The organism is Ureibacillus sp. 179-F W5.1 NHS, from assembly GCF_045369345.1.
Lineage (GTDB): Bacteria > Bacillota > Bacilli > Bacillales_A > Planococcaceae > Ureibacillus > Ureibacillus halotolerans.
Genome location: NZ_JBIQFG010000033.1, coordinates 21,070 through 36,861, shown reverse-complemented (window position 1 = coordinate 36,861; position 15,792 = coordinate 21,070). Strand labels below are relative to the sequence as shown.

Below are 15,792 nucleotides of genomic sequence, written 5' to 3'. Positions count from 1 at the left end.
TTACACTTTCTTGTCCATTTACATAACGTAATAATATTCGTATTTTTTCATCTTTTGTAATTTTAGTCATAAAAAACACCCCGTAAAAGTTAGATTGGTGTCTAACTTTTACGGGGCATATCATTTTGAGACTGGTTAATGATTTTACATTTTTTCAGGAGCGGCTACACCAATTAATTTTAATGCATTAGCCAATGTTACACGAACAGTGTTAATTAAAGAAAGACGTGCTTCTGTTAATTCTTTATTATCTGGATTTAGAACTTTTTCCGCATTATAGAAGCTGTGGAATGAAGCCGCTAAATCTTGTATAAAGTTTGCAATACGGTGAGGAGTACGATGTTTCGCAGCCTCTGCTACGATTTGTGGGAATGACCCAACTTTTTTCAATACCTCTTCTTCTTTTTCAGCAGTTAATAAGTTTAAGTAATCCAATGATGCAGCAAATCCTTGTTCTTGTGCAGAACGAAGAATCGAACAAATTCGAGCATGGGCATATTGAGCATAGTAAACTGGATTTTCATTTGATTGGGAAACAGCTAAATCTAAGTCAAAGTCCATATGGGAATCGCAGGCAGTTTTTACAAAGTAGTAACGTACTGCATCGATTCCTACTTCTTCAACTAATTCACGCATCGTTACTGCGTTACCTGTACGTTTACTCATTTTATATTTTTCGCCATTTTTATAAAGTTGAACCATTTGAATAACTTCAACTTCTAATTTCTCACGGTCATATCCAAGGGCTTGAATAGCTGCTTTCATACGTGGGATATAACCATGATGATCAGCACCCCAAATGTTTATTAATTTTTCGAAACCACGTTGAATTTTATCTTCATGATAAGCAATATCCGGCGTTAAATAAGTATAAGAACCATCTGATTTAATTAAAACACGGTCTTTATCATCTCCGAATGTTGTAGAACGGAACCAAGTAGCCCCTTCTTCTTCAAATACATGGCCGTTTTCTTTTAATTTATTTAATGCCACATCGATTTTGCCATTTTTGTATAAAGAAGTTTCAGAATACCAAACGTCAAAGTTTACACGGAAGTTTGCTAAATCATTTTTTAATTTATCTAATTCTAGTTTTAAGCCGTGCTCACGGAAAAATTCAAAACGTTCTTCATCGGATTTATCTAAAATAGTACGACCGAATTCATTTACTAATTTACCTGCAATATCAATAATATCTTGGCCATGGTAACCATCTTCTGGCATTTGAGCATCCATACCTAACGCTTGTTTATAGCGAGCTTCTAAAGAATAGGCCAAGTTGTTAATTTGATTCCCTGCATCATTAATATAGTACTCACGGGAAACATCGTAGCCTGCAAAATCTAACACATTACATAATGAGTCACCAAATGCTGCTCCGCGGGCATGACCTAAATGAAGATCTCCTGTTGGGTTAGCAGATACAAACTCTACTTGAATTTTTTGTCCGTTTCCAGTGGTAGTGCGACCGTAATTTTCCCCTTGCTCTTTTACGGCTTTTACTACATCTGCAAGAAAATCTTTACGAACTGTAATGTTGATAAACCCTGGTCCAGCAATTTCCACCTTTTCAATGTCTGTACCTTCTGTTACAAGGTTTTCTAAAATCGCTTCAGCAATAGCGCGAGGTGGTTTTTTTGCTAATTTTGTTAATTGCATCGCTAAGTTAGTGGCAAAATCACCATTTGCCTTATCTTTAGGCGTCTCAAGATGAATAGCATATTGTGCCCCTTCTTCAACTAAGCCTGATTTTTCCACAGCTACTTTTAAAACTTCTTTAATTGACTGTTGCAATTGTTCTACTGCATTCATTTTTGTCCCTCCGAATATTGAATTTCCAACGTATATTTTCCAACGGATTGCCCGCTAATGATGAGATCATATTGAACATTAAATGTTCCACTAATTAAACTTTCTTCATGATATTCATGGGCCAATTGATGGGTTCTAGTAATGATAGGTAATGTCCCAAATTGGGTATCATAATGGCCTCTTTCATCTTGACTAGCATTAAAGGGTAGTCTCATTTTTACTCCACCACTACGTAAAATAAGAGCTTGCTTATCGCCAAATTTAACCGTTGTACGAATCTTTTTTTCTTCCAATTCTTCCACATAACGTAAATAGGTCTTACCTGATTTTTTTATAAAAGTTCCACTTAACCACATTTCATATTTTTCAGACTCTCCATCTGTCGGTATAATAGTGGAATTTAGTTTAATTTTAACATCTGTTTCTACTACACTCATTTCTGAGGTCAGCTCCTCGGGCTTTCATTTACTTATATAGATAACCTTTTTATTATAGGATGAATTAATGATTTTTATCAAGATGAAACTCGTGAATATGGAAAAAAGCATGGAAAACGTAATCGTCCCCCATGCCCTCTTCATAATTAGCATTTCCTAATTATTCCTTACTTTATCCAACCTAAAATCATTTCCCGTAATAGCTTCGAAGCAGTGTTGGCAGTCATTTCTGATGAATCGTAAATTGGTGCCACTTCAACTAAATCACAACCAACTACATTAACTTCACTACCAGCAATTGCATGAATGGAAGCTAACAATTCTTTTGATGTTATACCACCACAATCCACCGTTCCAGTACCTGGTGCGTGGGCCGGATCTAAAACATCAATATCAATCGTTACATATACGTTGCGTCCAGCTAAAGTAGGTAACACTTCTTTTAATGGCTCTAACACTTCAAATTTAGAAATGTGCATACCATTTTCTTTTGCCCACTCAAACTCTTCTTTTAAACCTGAGCGAATTCCAAAGGAATAAACATTTTTCGGACCAATTTGTTCTGCGATTTTTCGAATAGGTGTCGCATGGGAATAAGGCTCCCCTTCATAATCAGTACGAAGATCCGTATGGGCATCAAAATGAATAATTGCTAAATCGTTATATTTTTCATAAACAGCTTCCATAACCGGTAGAGATACTAAATGTTCCCCTCCCATACCGATTGGAACTTTTCCATCAGCTAACACTTTTCTTACGAAATCTTTAATTTCTTTTAAAGATTTTTCAGCATTTCCGAATGGTAAAGGAATGTCCCCAGCATCGAAGAATTTTACTTCATCTAACTCTCGATCTAAATATAAACTATACTCCTCTAATCCAATAGATACTTCTCGAATACGAGCCGGACCAAAACGCGAACCTGGACGATAACTTACAGTCCAGTCCATTGGCATTCCATAAAGGACTGCTTTCGACTCTTCATAATTTGGATGACTTTTAATAAATACATTTCCTGAATATGTTTCATCAAATCTCATTTATAATCACCTTCATATAGTTATTTTCAATGACAAAATTGAATTTATCATATTTTGTTTACTAATGTTAACTCTAGCTTCCTATTAAATCATTTTTACTATAAATTACCTTCATTAAACGAAGTTTTGATTTTTAAAAACTACCAGAAAATTCCGATTAACGTACTGTTCGAAACTTTATTCGACTTTTTTCGTATAATTTTTACATACAGAAAAAAAGTATAGATGTTTTTCGATAACTTGCAACAGTTTTTTTATGTATAAATTCGATTAAAGGTAAATAATCACGTCCATACTAACTTTAGCTAAAAAGATTTGAGGTGAAATACGGATGAAAAGACAAAGCTATAGACGAAAGTTAAAACGTCAAAAATGGGTGAAGTATTCTGCTTTTTCTATTGTAGCGCTCATATGTGCGGTAGGTATATCTCTGCTTACATTACGAATTTATGCTCAAATCGCTGGTGCTCCCCCACTAACCGTTCCTAAAACATCCGTGTTTTTAGATAGTAATGGTAACAAAATTGGAGACTATTTAACTGCTGAAAGACGCTATTGGGTTGAATTAGATGAAATTTCACCCTATTTAATCGATGCGACCATAGCAGTTGAAGATAAAGATTTTTATGAACATAACGGGTTTGATTATTCTCGAATTGCTAGTGCGTTACTAAAAGATTTAAAGACCCAAAGTATGGCAGAAGGTGCTAGTACCCTTACAATGCAATTGGCCCGTAATTTATATTTAACCCTCGATAAGACATGGACAAGAAAACTACAAGAAGCTCTTTATGCATATAGATTAGAAATTTTCTATGACAAAGATGAAATTTTAGAGGGCTATTTAAATACCGTAAACTATGGCCACGGTATGTATGGCATAGAAGCAGCCAGCAAATATTATTTTGGAAAATCTGCAAGTGAATTAACTTTAGCTGAAGCTTCTTTATTAGCAGGTATTCCTAAAGGACCAAGCATTTACTCCCCAATTAATGATTATGAAAAAGCGATGGATCGCCAACAAATCATTTTAAAATTAATGAAAGATCAACAATACATTACAGCGGATGAAAGAAAACGGGCAAATTCAGAGGAAATTGTCTTAAAAAATGATCAATGGACTGCTTCTAATTCTGTCGCTCCTTACTTTTTGGATACGGTTTGGCAAGAAGCTAGTGAAATATTAGAAAAAGAAAATCTCAACATCGTTGAAGGCGGTTGGACTATTAAAACAACGTTGAATCAAGCCCACCAAAAGGCTGCTGAAGAAGCAATCGCCGACAACATGCCTGACAGTGATTTACAAGTTGGTTTTGTCAGCATGGATGTTGAGACAGGACACGTTACTGCTTTAGTAGGTGGAAGAAATTATGAAGAAAGTTCCTTTAATCGAGTTACTCAAGCAGTACGTCAGCCTGGTTCTTCCATTAAACCAATTTTATATGCAGCTGCATTAGAAAATGGATTTACTCCTTTAACCTTTTTAGATGTAGGAGAGACGGTTTTCACTTATGATAATGGTCGGGCAACTTATAAACCGCAAAATGTTAATGGTGAATTTGCAGATGGTGAAATGACGTTAGCCCAAGCTATTGCTATTTCTGATAATATTTACGCTGTTAAAACATTAGAGAAAATTGGCTATGAAAAGTACGAGGATATGTTAAAACGTTTCAATTTAAACTATTCCAATGCTAACAATCCATCCATTGCCCTTGGAACGATTGAAACATCTCTATATGATTTAACAAATGCCTATAACACGATTGCAAATCAAGGTAAACAAACGAAGCCTACAACGATCTTAGAAATTAAAAATTCAAAAGGTGAAACGGTTTATAAATATAAAAAAACAAAAGCGGAACAAGTCATTTCCGAAGAGGATGCTTATTTATTAACCGATATGATGACAGGGATTTTTGATCCTGTTTATAGTGACTACTCTCCAGCTACCGGTGTTTCTTTACGGCCGCGTATGACACATACTTACGCAGCAAAATCAGGTACAACTGTCAGCGATCAATGGTTAGTCGGTTATACACCAAGTTATACTGCAGGTGTATGGAATGGGTACGATCAAGGAAAAACCCTTTCTGTCCAACAAGATATGGCTGCTTCGAAGCAAGTTTGGATAGACTTTATGGAAACAATCAATAAAGATAAACAAAATGAAAATTTCGAAGCGCCAGAAGGTGTAGAAGGAGTTCTCATTGATATTGAGACTGGGAAATTAGCAACGGATGCTTGTCCAAAACAAAGAATGGTCTACTTAAAGAAAGAAGATGTGCCAACGGAAAAATGTTCATCGTCGGATTTCTTTGATGATGATTCTTGGAATAACTTTTTAGATCTATTCCCATTCGAAGCATTTAAAGATTTCTTTAACTAAAATATTATATTCAACAAAAAAGCTCTCTCTTATCCGGAATGATTTCCGACACTAAGAGAGAGCTTTTTTTTGGCAAATCGAAAGCTTGAGATTCATGGGGCATTCGGCTTGGGATTGTACAAATGCCGCATAAGTCTCAAGCAAATCGGGTTGCCAAGTGTCCTAGCTTACTATTGCAAGCTTAGTTTCAGTGTACTTTTTTTCAAACTTACTTTCAATAACGGATTAAAACAGAAAACTATTTTTCACAAATTGTTCAAATTCTTTTATGGCGTATTTCAAAAAAGTATTGACATTTTAAATGATTCGTTTTAATTCTGAAATATTTTCTCAAAAAAATATACTATATAAAATTATTCTTAAACCGTTAAATCCTTTCGAAGTTGTTCTTCACTATTTTCCCACATTTCAATGTTATGGGACTTTAAAAATTCAGCAAGAACTTTTTTCGATTCATCATCCATATGATCCACAATAATTTTACGTTTCATCGATTTATCCATTTTATTTACGTGATCAGCTAATATTTTATAACCTCGTCTTTTTTCACGGTTTACAACCATTTCACAGGCAGTTACTCCTGCAAAATAAGGGCCAACTTCTCTAAAATCAATCGTTACCCAAACTAACCAATAAGGTTTACCGCCAGCAGAATCCTCACGATTTGTTGTGAATTTAATACCACGCTCTACATCGCTCTTCGCATGCATCGCACCAATATCAATAAATGCTTGTTTTTCTTCTATATCAATAATCACTGGCGATACATTTTCTAAAGACAACGATCCGATACCAAACCCTTTATGACCGTCTGTTGGATCATTTTTAATAATTGTAAAGCCTAATTTTTGCTTTGGTGTTTCTCCATTTGCCATTGTAAATCCCTCCGTATAAGCCTATTATAATGAATATACACTACTTTTATCCACTTGGGAGGATGTAATATGCCAATTGTAACTGTAAAATTATTAGAAGGTCGTACTGACGAACAAAAAAAAGCTTTAGTAGAAAAAGTAACGGAAGCTATTGTTGAAACAGTAAACGCGAAACCAGAAGCTGTCACAATCGTGCTTGAAGAAATGTCTAAAAACCACTACGCTACTGGTGGCGTAAGAGCTATTGATAAATAAAATAAACGAACAAAAAGCATCTTAAAGTCATTAGGAACCTCAACTTTAAGATGCTTTTCATTTTTAACTAAATAACACTTTCTGCAACTCTTTTTTAAGCTCCGAATCAACCGATGGGTTCTGTAAAATTTCTTTTGGATAGTACACTTTATGATCCGTTTTAATACGACCAGCAATTGAATCCACGATTAAAGACTCTTGAGATAACTCACGAATCTCACCATTAGGCATCAATAAGAAAATTGGAAGTCTTGTAGTTTCTTTACCTGGACGATAGAAATCATAAGGTAAATCTGATGTACAGTCATGGTAAAAATAATACTCTGTATTAACTCCTGCCGCCTCTAGTAGCTCTTTCAAACGACGAAAACGTTCAGGTTCTTCCTCTGGATTTAAATTAACATATCCCAACAGTTTACGATTCATAAAACGAGTGCACAAATCGCTTAAAATCGAATCTTGTTCCTTTGTCCAATATTGGAAGTAGGTTAATAAAATATATTCATCTAATGCTAAATAATCGTCTAAGTTTATATTATTCTCGAAAAATGCTTTAAAATGAACTGGCTCTACTATAAAAGGATAGTTTTCCTCATTTAATTGCTTCACTCTTTTTAATATATTATTCAATAAAACTTCTGCACTTCTTGAAACTGGATGGAAATAGACTTGTAGATACATTTGATAACGAGACATAATATAATCTTCCACTGCATGCATCCCACTCGATTTAATTAAAACTTGTCCATTCCGTGGTCTCATCACCCTTAAAATACGTTCCATATCAAAATGACCATAACTTACACCTGTATAATAAGCATCCCGCTGTAAATAATCCATCCGGTCCGCATCGATTTGACTAGAAATTAGACTCACTACAAGTTCATTTGGATACTTTTTCTCGATTACTTGGGCGACCATTTCAGGGAATTGTTCTGAAACTCTTTTTAGTACGCCATTTACCTCTGTTTCTCCAAGTAAAATTTGTCTTGTGAAATATTCATGATCTGTCTGGAATACATTTTCAAAAGCATGAGAAAACGGCCCATGTCCTAAATCATGCAATAATGCCGCACAAAGAATGAGTAATCGTTCCCCTTCATCCCATTCAGGTCGTCCACGGAATATATCATCCGTAATACGCCGTACAATTTCGTAAACTCCAAGGGAATGATTAAAACGACTATGCTCAGCTCCATGGAACACTAAATAGGTCGTTCCTAATTGTCGTATTCTACGCAACCTTTGAAATTCCTTTGTACCGATTAAATCCCAAATAACCTGATCACGTACATGAACGTAACGGTGCACAGGATCTTTGAATACTTTTTCTTCTAGCAATTTAGCATTTGCATAATTTTCCATAGACCGCACCTCACTCCCAGTTTTGTTAATACTATTATATGTGAGTTTTGAAGGAAATACATCAAACTCCTGTTAAAATGACTCGTAAATAGTAAAAAAGCTATCTTCTATTCGTTAGAAGATAGCACCCTATTATGCTCATTTAAGTTTTGCTTTCACTTTTTCCATCAATTCTTCTTCAGTAAGTGCTGCAACCGGTCTACCATTTACAAAAGTAAAGGTTTTTTTTCGACCAGGACCACAATATGAATGACAGCCAATTTCAATCGTTGCATCTGGATCAATATCTTTTAATTTAGGAATTAACGTTTTTAAATTAACGGCCTGACATTCATCGCAAACACGAAATTCGTTTGCCATCTTGTCTACAACCCTTTCTTTTTGTATGTTTTATATACTTACACTATTCGTTTTTCGAAAAAAATAATCTAACAGATATTTTAGCCTAACAAATCATACCTGTTCAAGTCAAAACTTTACATATCAGTCAAAGGTCTTAAAATACCATTGGCTATCAAAATCTTTTTTCCCCATTCTAGCCAAACTCTACCTTCAAAATCCTATTGTTCGATAGGCCAATACATATTATTTCCTATAAATATAAAAATAATTGAATAAAATTGGAACATCTTGGACACGATAAGTTTTGAACTAACAAAACTATGAACTTTACAGGAGGTTAAAAAAATGGTGAAAGTTAGACAGGATGCTTGGCTAAAAGAAAATGATGAACTATTAGCTGAAGCAGTATTACGACATGTAAAAGAAGGTAGTACACAATTAAACGCCTTCGAGGAAGCAGGTGATGCATTAAATCGAACAGCAGCTGCATGTGGTTTCCGTTGGAATGCTGTCGTTCGTCGTCTATATGAAAAAGAACTTGCTGAAGCAAAAAAAGAAAGAAAAGAGAGAATGCGAGTATTAGGAATGAATGGTAGACGCCGTTCACAAGGTGTTTATTTACTACCAAATTCTCAAAATAGCGAAGAAGTAAAATCAATTCCGTTATCCGCATTAAATCTCGATATTGTCATTGCCTATTTATTGCGTTTACAGCATCAAACTGGGAATGACAATGAAGCTACTAAATGGCGTCATATTGCCAATACAGCAACCGAAAAAATTAAAGAATTAGAAAATCAATTAAAACGACTAGAACAAGAGAATAAAGAAATTCGTGAAGATTACGAGCAATTCGTTCAAATCATGAATCGCGCTCGTAGATTAGTAACACTAGAAGAAGATGAACCACGTGTTGCTCCAGTATTTAAAATGGAGAAAAACGGAAATTTAGTTGCAAACTATTCAAATAGTAGTAGTGAAAAAGAAAATGTGGACGTGCCAAATTAACGGCGCATCCACGTTTTTTTATTTTTTATTTAACATTTTTTCATTCCGTTCAAAAACTCGTTTCAAATAAAAGGAATATAGTTCCATTTCTTCTTCATTTAAAGAGGATAAGTGAGTTTCATTGCTTAGTTGCTGCAACACATTTTGAATACGGAAAACCGTATCTTGAACTGTGATTCTTTTATTTAATAATTCACTTAAACTAGCCATTACTTCTGGTTGTATCGTTGGATAAGCAAATTTTGTTTTTTCCTTTTTTAAACTGATATCATAAAAATCTTTAATCAATTTTGCCCGATTACTGCCACTACCTTCGATACATAAATAAATTTGCACAGCAACTCCTTGTCTTAATCGACGTTGGGAAATACCTGCAAATTTCTTTCCATCTATACTTAAATCATAGGATCCTGGACAGTAAGAACCGATAATTTCATAAGCTTCTATTTTTTCAGCGGCTTCAGGAAATAGTAATTTGATGAAGTCTACCATCATGTCATATCCAGAATTAATATGGATTGTTCCAGCCTGTTCTGACATAATAATAGAAATGTTTAATACTCCACTATCTAATAAAACTGCAAGACCACCAGAGTTGCGGACAATTGCTCGATATCCATTATTATTTAATAATTGAATACCTTCTTGAATGAATGGTAATCGATGATCTTGAATACCAAGAACAACTGTCTGATCATGAACCCATGTACGAACTGTTGGACTTGATTGTAATTGTCCTACAAGTTGACAAAGGGTATCATCCATCGCAAAGGATTCGAGGGGTGTTCGATTTTTCATTATAAGAGACTGGTCTATAAACCGCCATGTTTGTTGTTGTAATAACGGATGCATATTCAATTACTCCTTAAGAAAAACAATTTACTGTAAATTAAGCATACATGAAAACATCTCTTAATCAATGTTTTCTTCTTGTTTTTATTTCATTAATAAGGAAGATGAATGATTTAAACGTCTTTTGAACGTGTCTGATTGTTTATACTAATGACGAATTCGTGACATCCAACAAAATCCCTTTCTTCTAACAAGGAATTATTTTAAATTTATGCTAAGATAATTGTGAATGATTATCAATTAAGGAGTGTTTACTAATGAACGAAGCAGCAATTACATTAGATGGCTGGTATTGCCTACATGATTTTCGTGCGATTGATTGGGCATCTTGGAAATTAGTTTCTGCAGAAGAACGTACAAAAGCAGTAGATGAATTTGTACAATATTTAGAAAAACTTAACGAAGCCCATGTAGCAAAAACTGGCTCCCATGCATTTTATTCAATTATCGGGCAAAAAGCAGATTTTATGTTAATGATTCTTCGCGAAACACCTGAAGAACTTCAAGAATTGGAAGCAGAATTTAATAAATTAGCAATCGCTGATTTTACGATTCCAACTTATTCTTATGTTTCTGTAGTGGAACTTTCTAACTATTTAGCTAAGGATTCTGACGAAGATCCTTATCAAAATCCACATGTTCGTGCCCGTTTATACCCTGAGCTTCCACGTACTAAGTATGTTTGCTTCTACCCAATGGACAAACGTCGTGAGGGTAATGATAACTGGTATATGCTAAACATGGAAGAACGTCGTGAATTAATGCGTTCCCACGGTTTAATTGGCCGTAGCTATGCAGGAAAAGTTAAACAATACATTACTGGTTCAGTTGGTTTAGATGACCACGAATGGGGTGTCACTTTATTCTCTGATGACATGCTTCAATTTAAAAAGATCGTTTACGAAATGCGTTTCGATGAAGTATCAGCACGTTATGGAGAATTTGGTGAATTCTTAGTCGGCAACTTGTTAGATAACGATAAATTAGTTCAATTTTTAACAGTTAACAAGTAATTAGTAAGCGTATACTTTTCAATCATAAAAAACGAGACGTGGTCGAATTCCTTCGACATTACGTCTCGTTTTTTTCATCTTCCTTTGTCTTCAAAATAAGAATAATTGTATTAATTAAAAATCCGATAAATAAAATTAATACAAACAAATACCAATGCAATGGTTGTTCGTAAAAAAATGCGACTAGAAATGAAATAATCGCACTGATGACAATTCCAACCCAAATACCAATCTGCATAGGTTGAGCTCCTTTATCTTCACATAATTTCACTACGTCATCATTTATTATTCCCGGATTTATTCAAATTCAATCTTTTATCGAAACTCTTCCTTTGTACTATTTTATTAATCATTTAATCGTTTCATTCAATTTTTACGAACCAATTAGTACTCCAATCATAAATTAATGTCATAGGCATTTTTTTATCATTTATTTATTCTTAAATGGTAGTAAAAGCATACATTAATATAGGGAGCTTTGGAAAAACGGCGTAAAACTATCTACTGAAGCCCAATTCCCCTGCTTAGCCTATGAAACTCCTGTGGCAAAAAGGAGACAGAAATTTAGAAATGCTATTGTCGGAAGTATCGTGTGAATAGGGTCAGTGTAGACGGTCTGGTTTTTTGGAGAGAAACATATTGTAGGGATAGTTGCCCCTAGAGTTGAAAAGATTCATAACAAAATTTTGCCTGCCTAGTAGACACTATTATGGACTTTTTATCGTTCTCTTTCCTTCCTGCCCAGGCGAATATCTAAGTTAATGAGTACTTAAATATTTTAAATGAAAGGATGTTTTTGGTTGGTTTATTATTGGAGTCCAAGTGGTCAAAGACAACAACAAGGTTTCCCTCAATCTCAATTCGGACAGCAACAATTTTATCCACAAACAGGTCAACAATATTTCCCTCAAACTCAAACACCTCCACCTGTTTCCGTTCCAAGTGGAACAACTTTGCCACAAACAGGTACAACAGGAGCTGGAATGAGAGGCGAAGAATCTTATATTGAAAACATTTTAAGATTAAACAGAGGAAAGCCTGCTACTTTCCATTTTACTGTTCCTACAGCTACAGGCGGTGGTAATGGAAATACTGTATCAGTTCGAGGTGTAGTTGAGGCAGCTGGGCGCGACCATGCGATTATTCGTGAATTGCAAACAAACCATCGTTATTTATTCCCAATGATTTATTTCGACTATGCAGAATTTGATGAAGAAGTTGCTTATTTCAACCAAACACCAGGTGTAACAGATCGATAAAACAAAAAAACATCCACCTCAGGGCCATTATTGGTTCGAAGTGGATGTTTTTTTCGTTTATTTACTAGTGTTTAAATAGTTTAATGTAGCCATCCCTAATGTTTTAGCTGCTACTAACATCGCCCTTTCATCAAAATTAAAGCGCGCATGATGATGAGGATAAGCAACTTCCCAATTCGGATTCTTTGCTCCTGTAATGAAAAACGTACCAGGAACCCTTTCTAAATAATAAGAAAAATCTTCACCAATCATAAAAGGAGGACATTCGATCACATTTTTTACTTCAGGAACGTTGCAAGCAATATCAGCAATAAATTGAGTTGCCTTTTTATGATTGACAACTGGCGGATACCCTCTCTTAAACGAATATTCATAAGTAGCATGGGATCCTTCACATACCGACTTAAGAAGAAGTTCAATCTCTTTTTCTATTAATCCTTGAACCTCTTTATCAAAAGTACGAACAGTACCCTTCAGTTCAACTTTATCCGCAATGACATTGAAAGGATTGATGGCTTCAAAATGACCTACAGAAATAACTGCAGATTTTAAAGGATCTAACCTACGGGATACAATGTTTTGCAGCTGTGTGACAAACTGGGACGCGATTACAATCGCATCAACTGAATGATGAGGTTCAGCTCCGTGACCACCTTTACCTTGAATCGTTATTTCAAATCGATCAGCAGCTGCCATAATCGCACCATTACGCACTAATATATCCCCTAATGGTGTCGGTGCCCATAAATGGGTACCAAAAATGATATCGACTCCTTCTAAGCATCCATCATCAATCATTGGCTTTGCCCCACCAGGCGCTACTTCTTCTGCAAATTGATGAATCAATACGACGTTACCTTGAAGTTGATCTCTCATTTCAGTTAACACTTTTGCAAGTACTAAAAGTGTAGCAGTATGTCCATCGTGACCACAAGCATGCATAACGCCATCTACCTTCGATTTATAAGGAAGATCATTTTCTTCTTGAATGGCAAGGGCATCAAAATCGGCCCGTAAAGCTACGGTTTTTCCAGGTCTTGAGCCACGGATTGTAGCTACTACACCCCTTCCACCAACCCTTTCTCGAACCTCTAAACCTAATTTTCTATGATAGTTTGCTATAAAAGCAGGTGTATGTACTTCATGAAATGATAATTCCGGATTTTCGTGTAAATAACGTCGAATCGATATCATCTCTTCATAATATTGATGTAATGACGAAAATAATTGCTTCATCATTTAAGCCCCTTTCACACATTATTTTAATATACATATGTTTTTTAAAGGTATGTTCATTCCCTTTTACATTAACATCATTTTAAAGGATAAAAGCATAAATTGTTAGTTTATTCTAAAAATTTGAAGATAAAAAGAAGGAGTAGCCCTAAAAAACTCGGACTACTCCTTCCAACAATTATACGTTTTTATATTTTGATACCGAAACGATGAGAAGAATCCAACCAGCTAAAAATAATACGCCACCTATTGGAGTTATCGCTCCTAAAATGCGAATTCCTGAAAGGGCTAGCACATATAAACTTCCAGCAAAGAAAATAATTCCTGCATTCATAAAAATAGCTGCCATTTTAAGCTGTTTAACCGACCCTAATAACTTGGAACTCATCAATATACCAATTACTAAAATGGCCGCTGCATGAAACATTTGATATTGAACCGCCGTATCCCAAATACCTGTACTATAGTCATCTAATATTCCTTCTAATGCATGGGCACCGAAAGCACCTAATGCTACTGCTAAAAAACCATGAATAGCCCCTGATATAATAGAACCTTTCATTTATAAACCTCTTCTCTTTAATACAGTCTTTTTTATGTAACCAATTTTAAAAACTAAAAATCAAAAATCGAATCTCCATTTGCATCTTTTTCTTGTAACTTATGTTCATTAATTGAAGAACGATGAATAACGTTTGATGAAGTGTCGCTAATTTGCTGATGAACTTGATAAAAACTAGTTGCTAACGTTTGATTGGGTAATGCTTGCTGATTATTACTTCTTGTTAAAGCAACGTTGCATAATGCACGAATAGCACTTAATTGTTCTCTTATTTGTTGTTCATCTTGGACACCTTTTGCATCTGCTACAAGTTGCTCGATTTCATCTAACAATTGATGATAAGAAATCATACGACTACCGTTCCTCCATTTTTAGTTTAGGGGTAAATTGCATACAATCTAAACCAGAAGATTGCTTCACAACAAGTGAGGGTAATTGTTTGGATTTAAATTGATATGCTGTACATCCCCTAGGGTTATGCTGATCCCACGTTACGCGGAAGTATCGGCATTTAAAGCAATCCACTTTCATTTACAGCAACTCACTTTCTATTTCAATTTATCATGATTCGATTCGAGAGAAAAGTTTTCCGATTTCTTCTGTTCACCTTCTTAGCCTAGAAAGGCAAAACAAATTCTATAAAATGCGAATCCGATTTTATTCATCTAAACGCCAATCAATTGGTTGTTTCCCCAACTCCTTAAGCTTTTCGTTTATTTTTGAAAATGGTTTACTACCGAAAAATCCTCTATAGGCACTTAACGGGCTTGGATGAGGAGCTTGGATGAGGAAATGATGATTCCCCTTCTTATCAATAATCGTTTTCTTCTTTTGTGCCGGTTTTCCCCATAACACGAAAATAATCGGATCTGGTCGCTCTGCTAATTTTTCAATAACCTTATCCGTAAATTGTTCCCACCCTTGTCCTTTATGGGAATTGGCTTCACCTTGTCGAACCGTTAACACTGTATTTAATAAAAAAACACCTTGGTGTGCCCATTTTATTAAATATCCATCTTTTGGTATAGGGTAGCCTAGATCACTTTGCAACTCCTGGAATATGTTTCGTAAGCTTGGAGGATGGGGTACTCCTTTTTTTACCGAAAAACACATTCCATGGGCTTGACCAGGACCATGATATGGATCCTGCCCTAAAATAACAACTTTTATATCTTTATAGGCAACTGTTTGAAAAGCACTCATGACTTCTTCCTTTGGTGGATACACTGTGGATAGACGATATTGTTCATCTAAAAAATTTTTTAAACTTATGTAATAAGGTTTATTCATTTCATCTGCGAGTACTTCTTGCCAATCATTTTGTATCGACATATTCATTTAATCAAC

Annotated in this window: 17 protein-coding genes; 5 read left to right on the top strand and 12 right to left on the bottom strand. The window is 35.0% G+C overall.

Annotated features, from left to right (window positions below; all coding sequences use genetic code 11):
• Window positions 1-144 precede the first annotated feature (144 nt).
• From argS to speB, 3 genes are all read right to left on the bottom strand, one after another.
• The gene (gene argS / locus ACH0B5_RS13560) at window positions 145-1,812 is read right to left on the bottom strand and encodes an arginine--tRNA ligase (RefSeq protein ID WP_122972418.1); all 1,668 of its coding nucleotides are present in this window, start codon (window positions 1,810-1,812) and stop codon (window positions 145-147) included.
• Window positions 1,809-2,249 (bottom strand): YwiB family protein, encoded by a 441-nt coding sequence (locus ACH0B5_RS13555; RefSeq protein WP_406927956.1) that lies wholly within the window; start codon window positions 2,247-2,249, stop codon window positions 1,809-1,811. The genes argS and ACH0B5_RS13555 overlap by 4 nt, the downstream gene beginning before the upstream one ends.
• Window positions 2,250-2,416: 167 nt before the next feature.
• The gene (gene speB, locus ACH0B5_RS13550; RefSeq protein ID WP_122972420.1) at window positions 2,417-3,289 is read right to left on the bottom strand and encodes an agmatinase; all 873 of its coding nucleotides are present in this window, start codon (window positions 3,287-3,289) and stop codon (window positions 2,417-2,419) included.
• Between the two features lie 331 nt (window positions 3,290-3,620).
• On the opposite strand from speB, the gene ACH0B5_RS13545 reads away from it, so the two are divergent.
• On the top strand, window positions 3,621-5,678 hold the full coding sequence (locus tag ACH0B5_RS13545) for a transglycosylase domain-containing protein (RefSeq protein ID WP_406927955.1): 2,058 nt from the start codon (window positions 3,621-3,623) through the stop codon (window positions 5,676-5,678).
• Window positions 5,679-6,037: 359 nt separating this feature from the next.
• Here ACH0B5_RS13545 and ACH0B5_RS13540 read toward each other — a convergent pair whose 3' ends face one another.
• Window positions 6,038-6,553, bottom strand: a complete 516-nt coding sequence (locus ACH0B5_RS13540; protein WP_122972422.1) for a YwhD family protein — start codon at window positions 6,551-6,553, stop codon at window positions 6,038-6,040.
• A gap of 69 nt (window positions 6,554-6,622) precedes the next feature.
• Between ACH0B5_RS13540 and ACH0B5_RS13535 the strand changes: the two genes are divergently transcribed.
• A complete protein-coding gene (locus ACH0B5_RS13535) occupies window positions 6,623-6,808 on the top strand; it encodes a 2-hydroxymuconate tautomerase (protein WP_122972423.1) in 186 nt (61 codons plus the stop codon).
• Between the two features lie 63 nt (window positions 6,809-6,871).
• Here ACH0B5_RS13535 and ACH0B5_RS13530 read toward each other — a convergent pair whose 3' ends face one another.
• Both ACH0B5_RS13530 and ACH0B5_RS13525 read right to left on the bottom strand, forming a co-directional pair.
• Window positions 6,872-8,173 (bottom strand): HD domain-containing protein, encoded by a 1,302-nt coding sequence (locus tag ACH0B5_RS13530; protein WP_122972424.1) that lies wholly within the window; start codon window positions 8,171-8,173, stop codon window positions 6,872-6,874.
• Window positions 8,174-8,311: 138 nt separating this feature from the next.
• The gene (locus tag ACH0B5_RS13525) at window positions 8,312-8,533 is read right to left on the bottom strand and encodes a YuzB family protein (RefSeq protein ID WP_122972425.1); all 222 of its coding nucleotides are present in this window, start codon (window positions 8,531-8,533) and stop codon (window positions 8,312-8,314) included.
• 327 nt (window positions 8,534-8,860) lie between these two features.
• On the opposite strand from ACH0B5_RS13525, the gene ACH0B5_RS13520 reads away from it, so the two are divergent.
• Window positions 8,861-9,523, top strand: a complete 663-nt coding sequence (locus ACH0B5_RS13520; protein WP_122972426.1) for an RsfA family transcriptional regulator — start codon at window positions 8,861-8,863, stop codon at window positions 9,521-9,523.
• A gap of 18 nt (window positions 9,524-9,541) precedes the next feature.
• On the opposite strand, the gene lipL is transcribed toward ACH0B5_RS13520, so the two are convergent.
• Window positions 9,542-10,375: an octanoyl-[GcvH]:protein N-octanoyltransferase gene (lipL, locus tag ACH0B5_RS13515; RefSeq protein WP_341361764.1), complete on the bottom strand. Its 834-nt coding sequence runs from the start codon at window positions 10,373-10,375 to the stop codon at window positions 9,542-9,544.
• A 257-nt stretch (window positions 10,376-10,632) separates the two neighbouring features.
• Between lipL and hemQ the strand changes: the two genes are divergently transcribed.
• Complete coding sequence (hemQ, locus tag ACH0B5_RS13510) at window positions 10,633-11,388, top strand: hydrogen peroxide-dependent heme synthase (protein ID WP_122972428.1); 756 nt, start codon at window positions 10,633-10,635, stop codon at window positions 11,386-11,388.
• Between the two features lie 58 nt (window positions 11,389-11,446).
• Here the strand turns inward: hemQ and ACH0B5_RS13505 are convergent, their stop codons facing one another.
• Window positions 11,447-11,626, bottom strand: coding sequence for a hypothetical protein (locus ACH0B5_RS13505; RefSeq protein WP_122972429.1), 180 nt, complete (start codon window positions 11,624-11,626; stop codon window positions 11,447-11,449).
• Between the two features lie 562 nt (window positions 11,627-12,188).
• Here ACH0B5_RS13505 and ACH0B5_RS13500 point away from each other — a divergent pair.
• Window positions 12,189-12,647 carry a spore coat protein GerQ gene (locus ACH0B5_RS13500; RefSeq protein WP_241559325.1) on the top strand — a complete coding sequence of 153 codons (459 nt, stop codon included), beginning with the start codon at window positions 12,189-12,191 and terminating at the stop codon, window positions 12,645-12,647.
• A gap of 57 nt (window positions 12,648-12,704) precedes the next feature.
• On the opposite strand, the gene ACH0B5_RS13495 is transcribed toward ACH0B5_RS13500, so the two are convergent.
• The 4 genes from ACH0B5_RS13495 to ACH0B5_RS13480 all read right to left on the bottom strand — a co-directional run bounded on the left by ACH0B5_RS13495 (window position 12,705) and on the right by ACH0B5_RS13480 (window position 15,783).
• Window positions 12,705-13,883 carry a M20 family metallopeptidase gene (locus ACH0B5_RS13495; RefSeq protein ID WP_122972430.1) on the bottom strand — a complete coding sequence of 393 codons (1,179 nt, stop codon included), beginning with the start codon at window positions 13,881-13,883 and terminating at the stop codon, window positions 12,705-12,707.
• Window positions 13,884-14,061: 178 nt separating this feature from the next.
• Window positions 14,062-14,445 (bottom strand): DUF423 domain-containing protein, encoded by a 384-nt coding sequence (locus tag ACH0B5_RS13490; protein WP_122972431.1) that lies wholly within the window; start codon window positions 14,443-14,445, stop codon window positions 14,062-14,064.
• A gap of 53 nt (window positions 14,446-14,498) precedes the next feature.
• A complete protein-coding gene (locus ACH0B5_RS13485) occupies window positions 14,499-14,795 on the bottom strand; it encodes a DUF5327 family protein (RefSeq protein ID WP_122972432.1) in 297 nt (98 codons plus the stop codon).
• 307 nt (window positions 14,796-15,102) lie between these two features.
• Window positions 15,103-15,783 carry a uracil-DNA glycosylase gene (locus tag ACH0B5_RS13480; protein ID WP_406927954.1) on the bottom strand — a complete coding sequence of 227 codons (681 nt, stop codon included), beginning with the start codon at window positions 15,781-15,783 and terminating at the stop codon, window positions 15,103-15,105.
• Between the last annotated feature and the right edge of the window lie 9 nt (window positions 15,784-15,792).

Coding starts and splice junctions, on each gene's coding strand:
- argS (WP_122972418.1), bottom strand. CDS start 1,812: ATGAATGCAGTAGAACAATTGCAACAGTCAATTAAAGAAGTTTTAAAA.
- ACH0B5_RS13555 (WP_406927956.1), bottom strand. CDS start 2,249: ATGAGTGTAGTAGAAACAGATGTTAAAATTAAACTAAATTCCACTATT.
- speB (WP_122972420.1), bottom strand. CDS start 3,289: ATGAGATTTGATGAAACATATTCAGGAAATGTATTTATTAAAAGTCAT.
- ACH0B5_RS13545 (WP_406927955.1), top strand. CDS start 3,621: ATGAAAAGACAAAGCTATAGACGAAAGTTAAAACGTCAAAAATGGGTG.
- ACH0B5_RS13540 (WP_122972422.1), bottom strand. CDS start 6,553: ATGGCAAATGGAGAAACACCAAAGCAAAAATTAGGCTTTACAATTATT.
- ACH0B5_RS13535 (WP_122972423.1), top strand. CDS start 6,623: ATGCCAATTGTAACTGTAAAATTATTAGAAGGTCGTACTGACGAACAA.
- ACH0B5_RS13530 (WP_122972424.1), bottom strand. CDS start 8,173: ATGGAAAATTATGCAAATGCTAAATTGCTAGAAGAAAAAGTATTCAAA.
- ACH0B5_RS13525 (WP_122972425.1), bottom strand. CDS start 8,533: ATGGCAAACGAATTTCGTGTTTGCGATGAATGTCAGGCCGTTAATTTA.
- ACH0B5_RS13520 (WP_122972426.1), top strand. CDS start 8,861: ATGGTGAAAGTTAGACAGGATGCTTGGCTAAAAGAAAATGATGAACTA.
- lipL (WP_341361764.1), bottom strand. CDS start 10,375: ATGCATCCGTTATTACAACAACAAACATGGCGGTTTATAGACCAGTCT.
- hemQ (WP_122972428.1), top strand. CDS start 10,633: ATGAACGAAGCAGCAATTACATTAGATGGCTGGTATTGCCTACATGAT.
- ACH0B5_RS13505 (WP_122972429.1), bottom strand. CDS start 11,626: ATGCAGATTGGTATTTGGGTTGGAATTGTCATCAGTGCGATTATTTCA.
- ACH0B5_RS13495 (WP_122972430.1), bottom strand. CDS start 13,883: ATGAAGCAATTATTTTCGTCATTACATCAATATTATGAAGAGATGATA.
- ACH0B5_RS13490 (WP_122972431.1), bottom strand. CDS start 14,445: ATGAAAGGTTCTATTATATCAGGGGCTATTCATGGTTTTTTAGCAGTA.
- ACH0B5_RS13485 (WP_122972432.1), bottom strand. CDS start 14,795: ATGATTTCTTATCATCAATTGTTAGATGAAATCGAGCAACTTGTAGCA.
- ACH0B5_RS13480 (WP_406927954.1), bottom strand. CDS start 15,783: ATGAATATGTCGATACAAAATGATTGGCAAGAAGTACTCGCAGATGAA.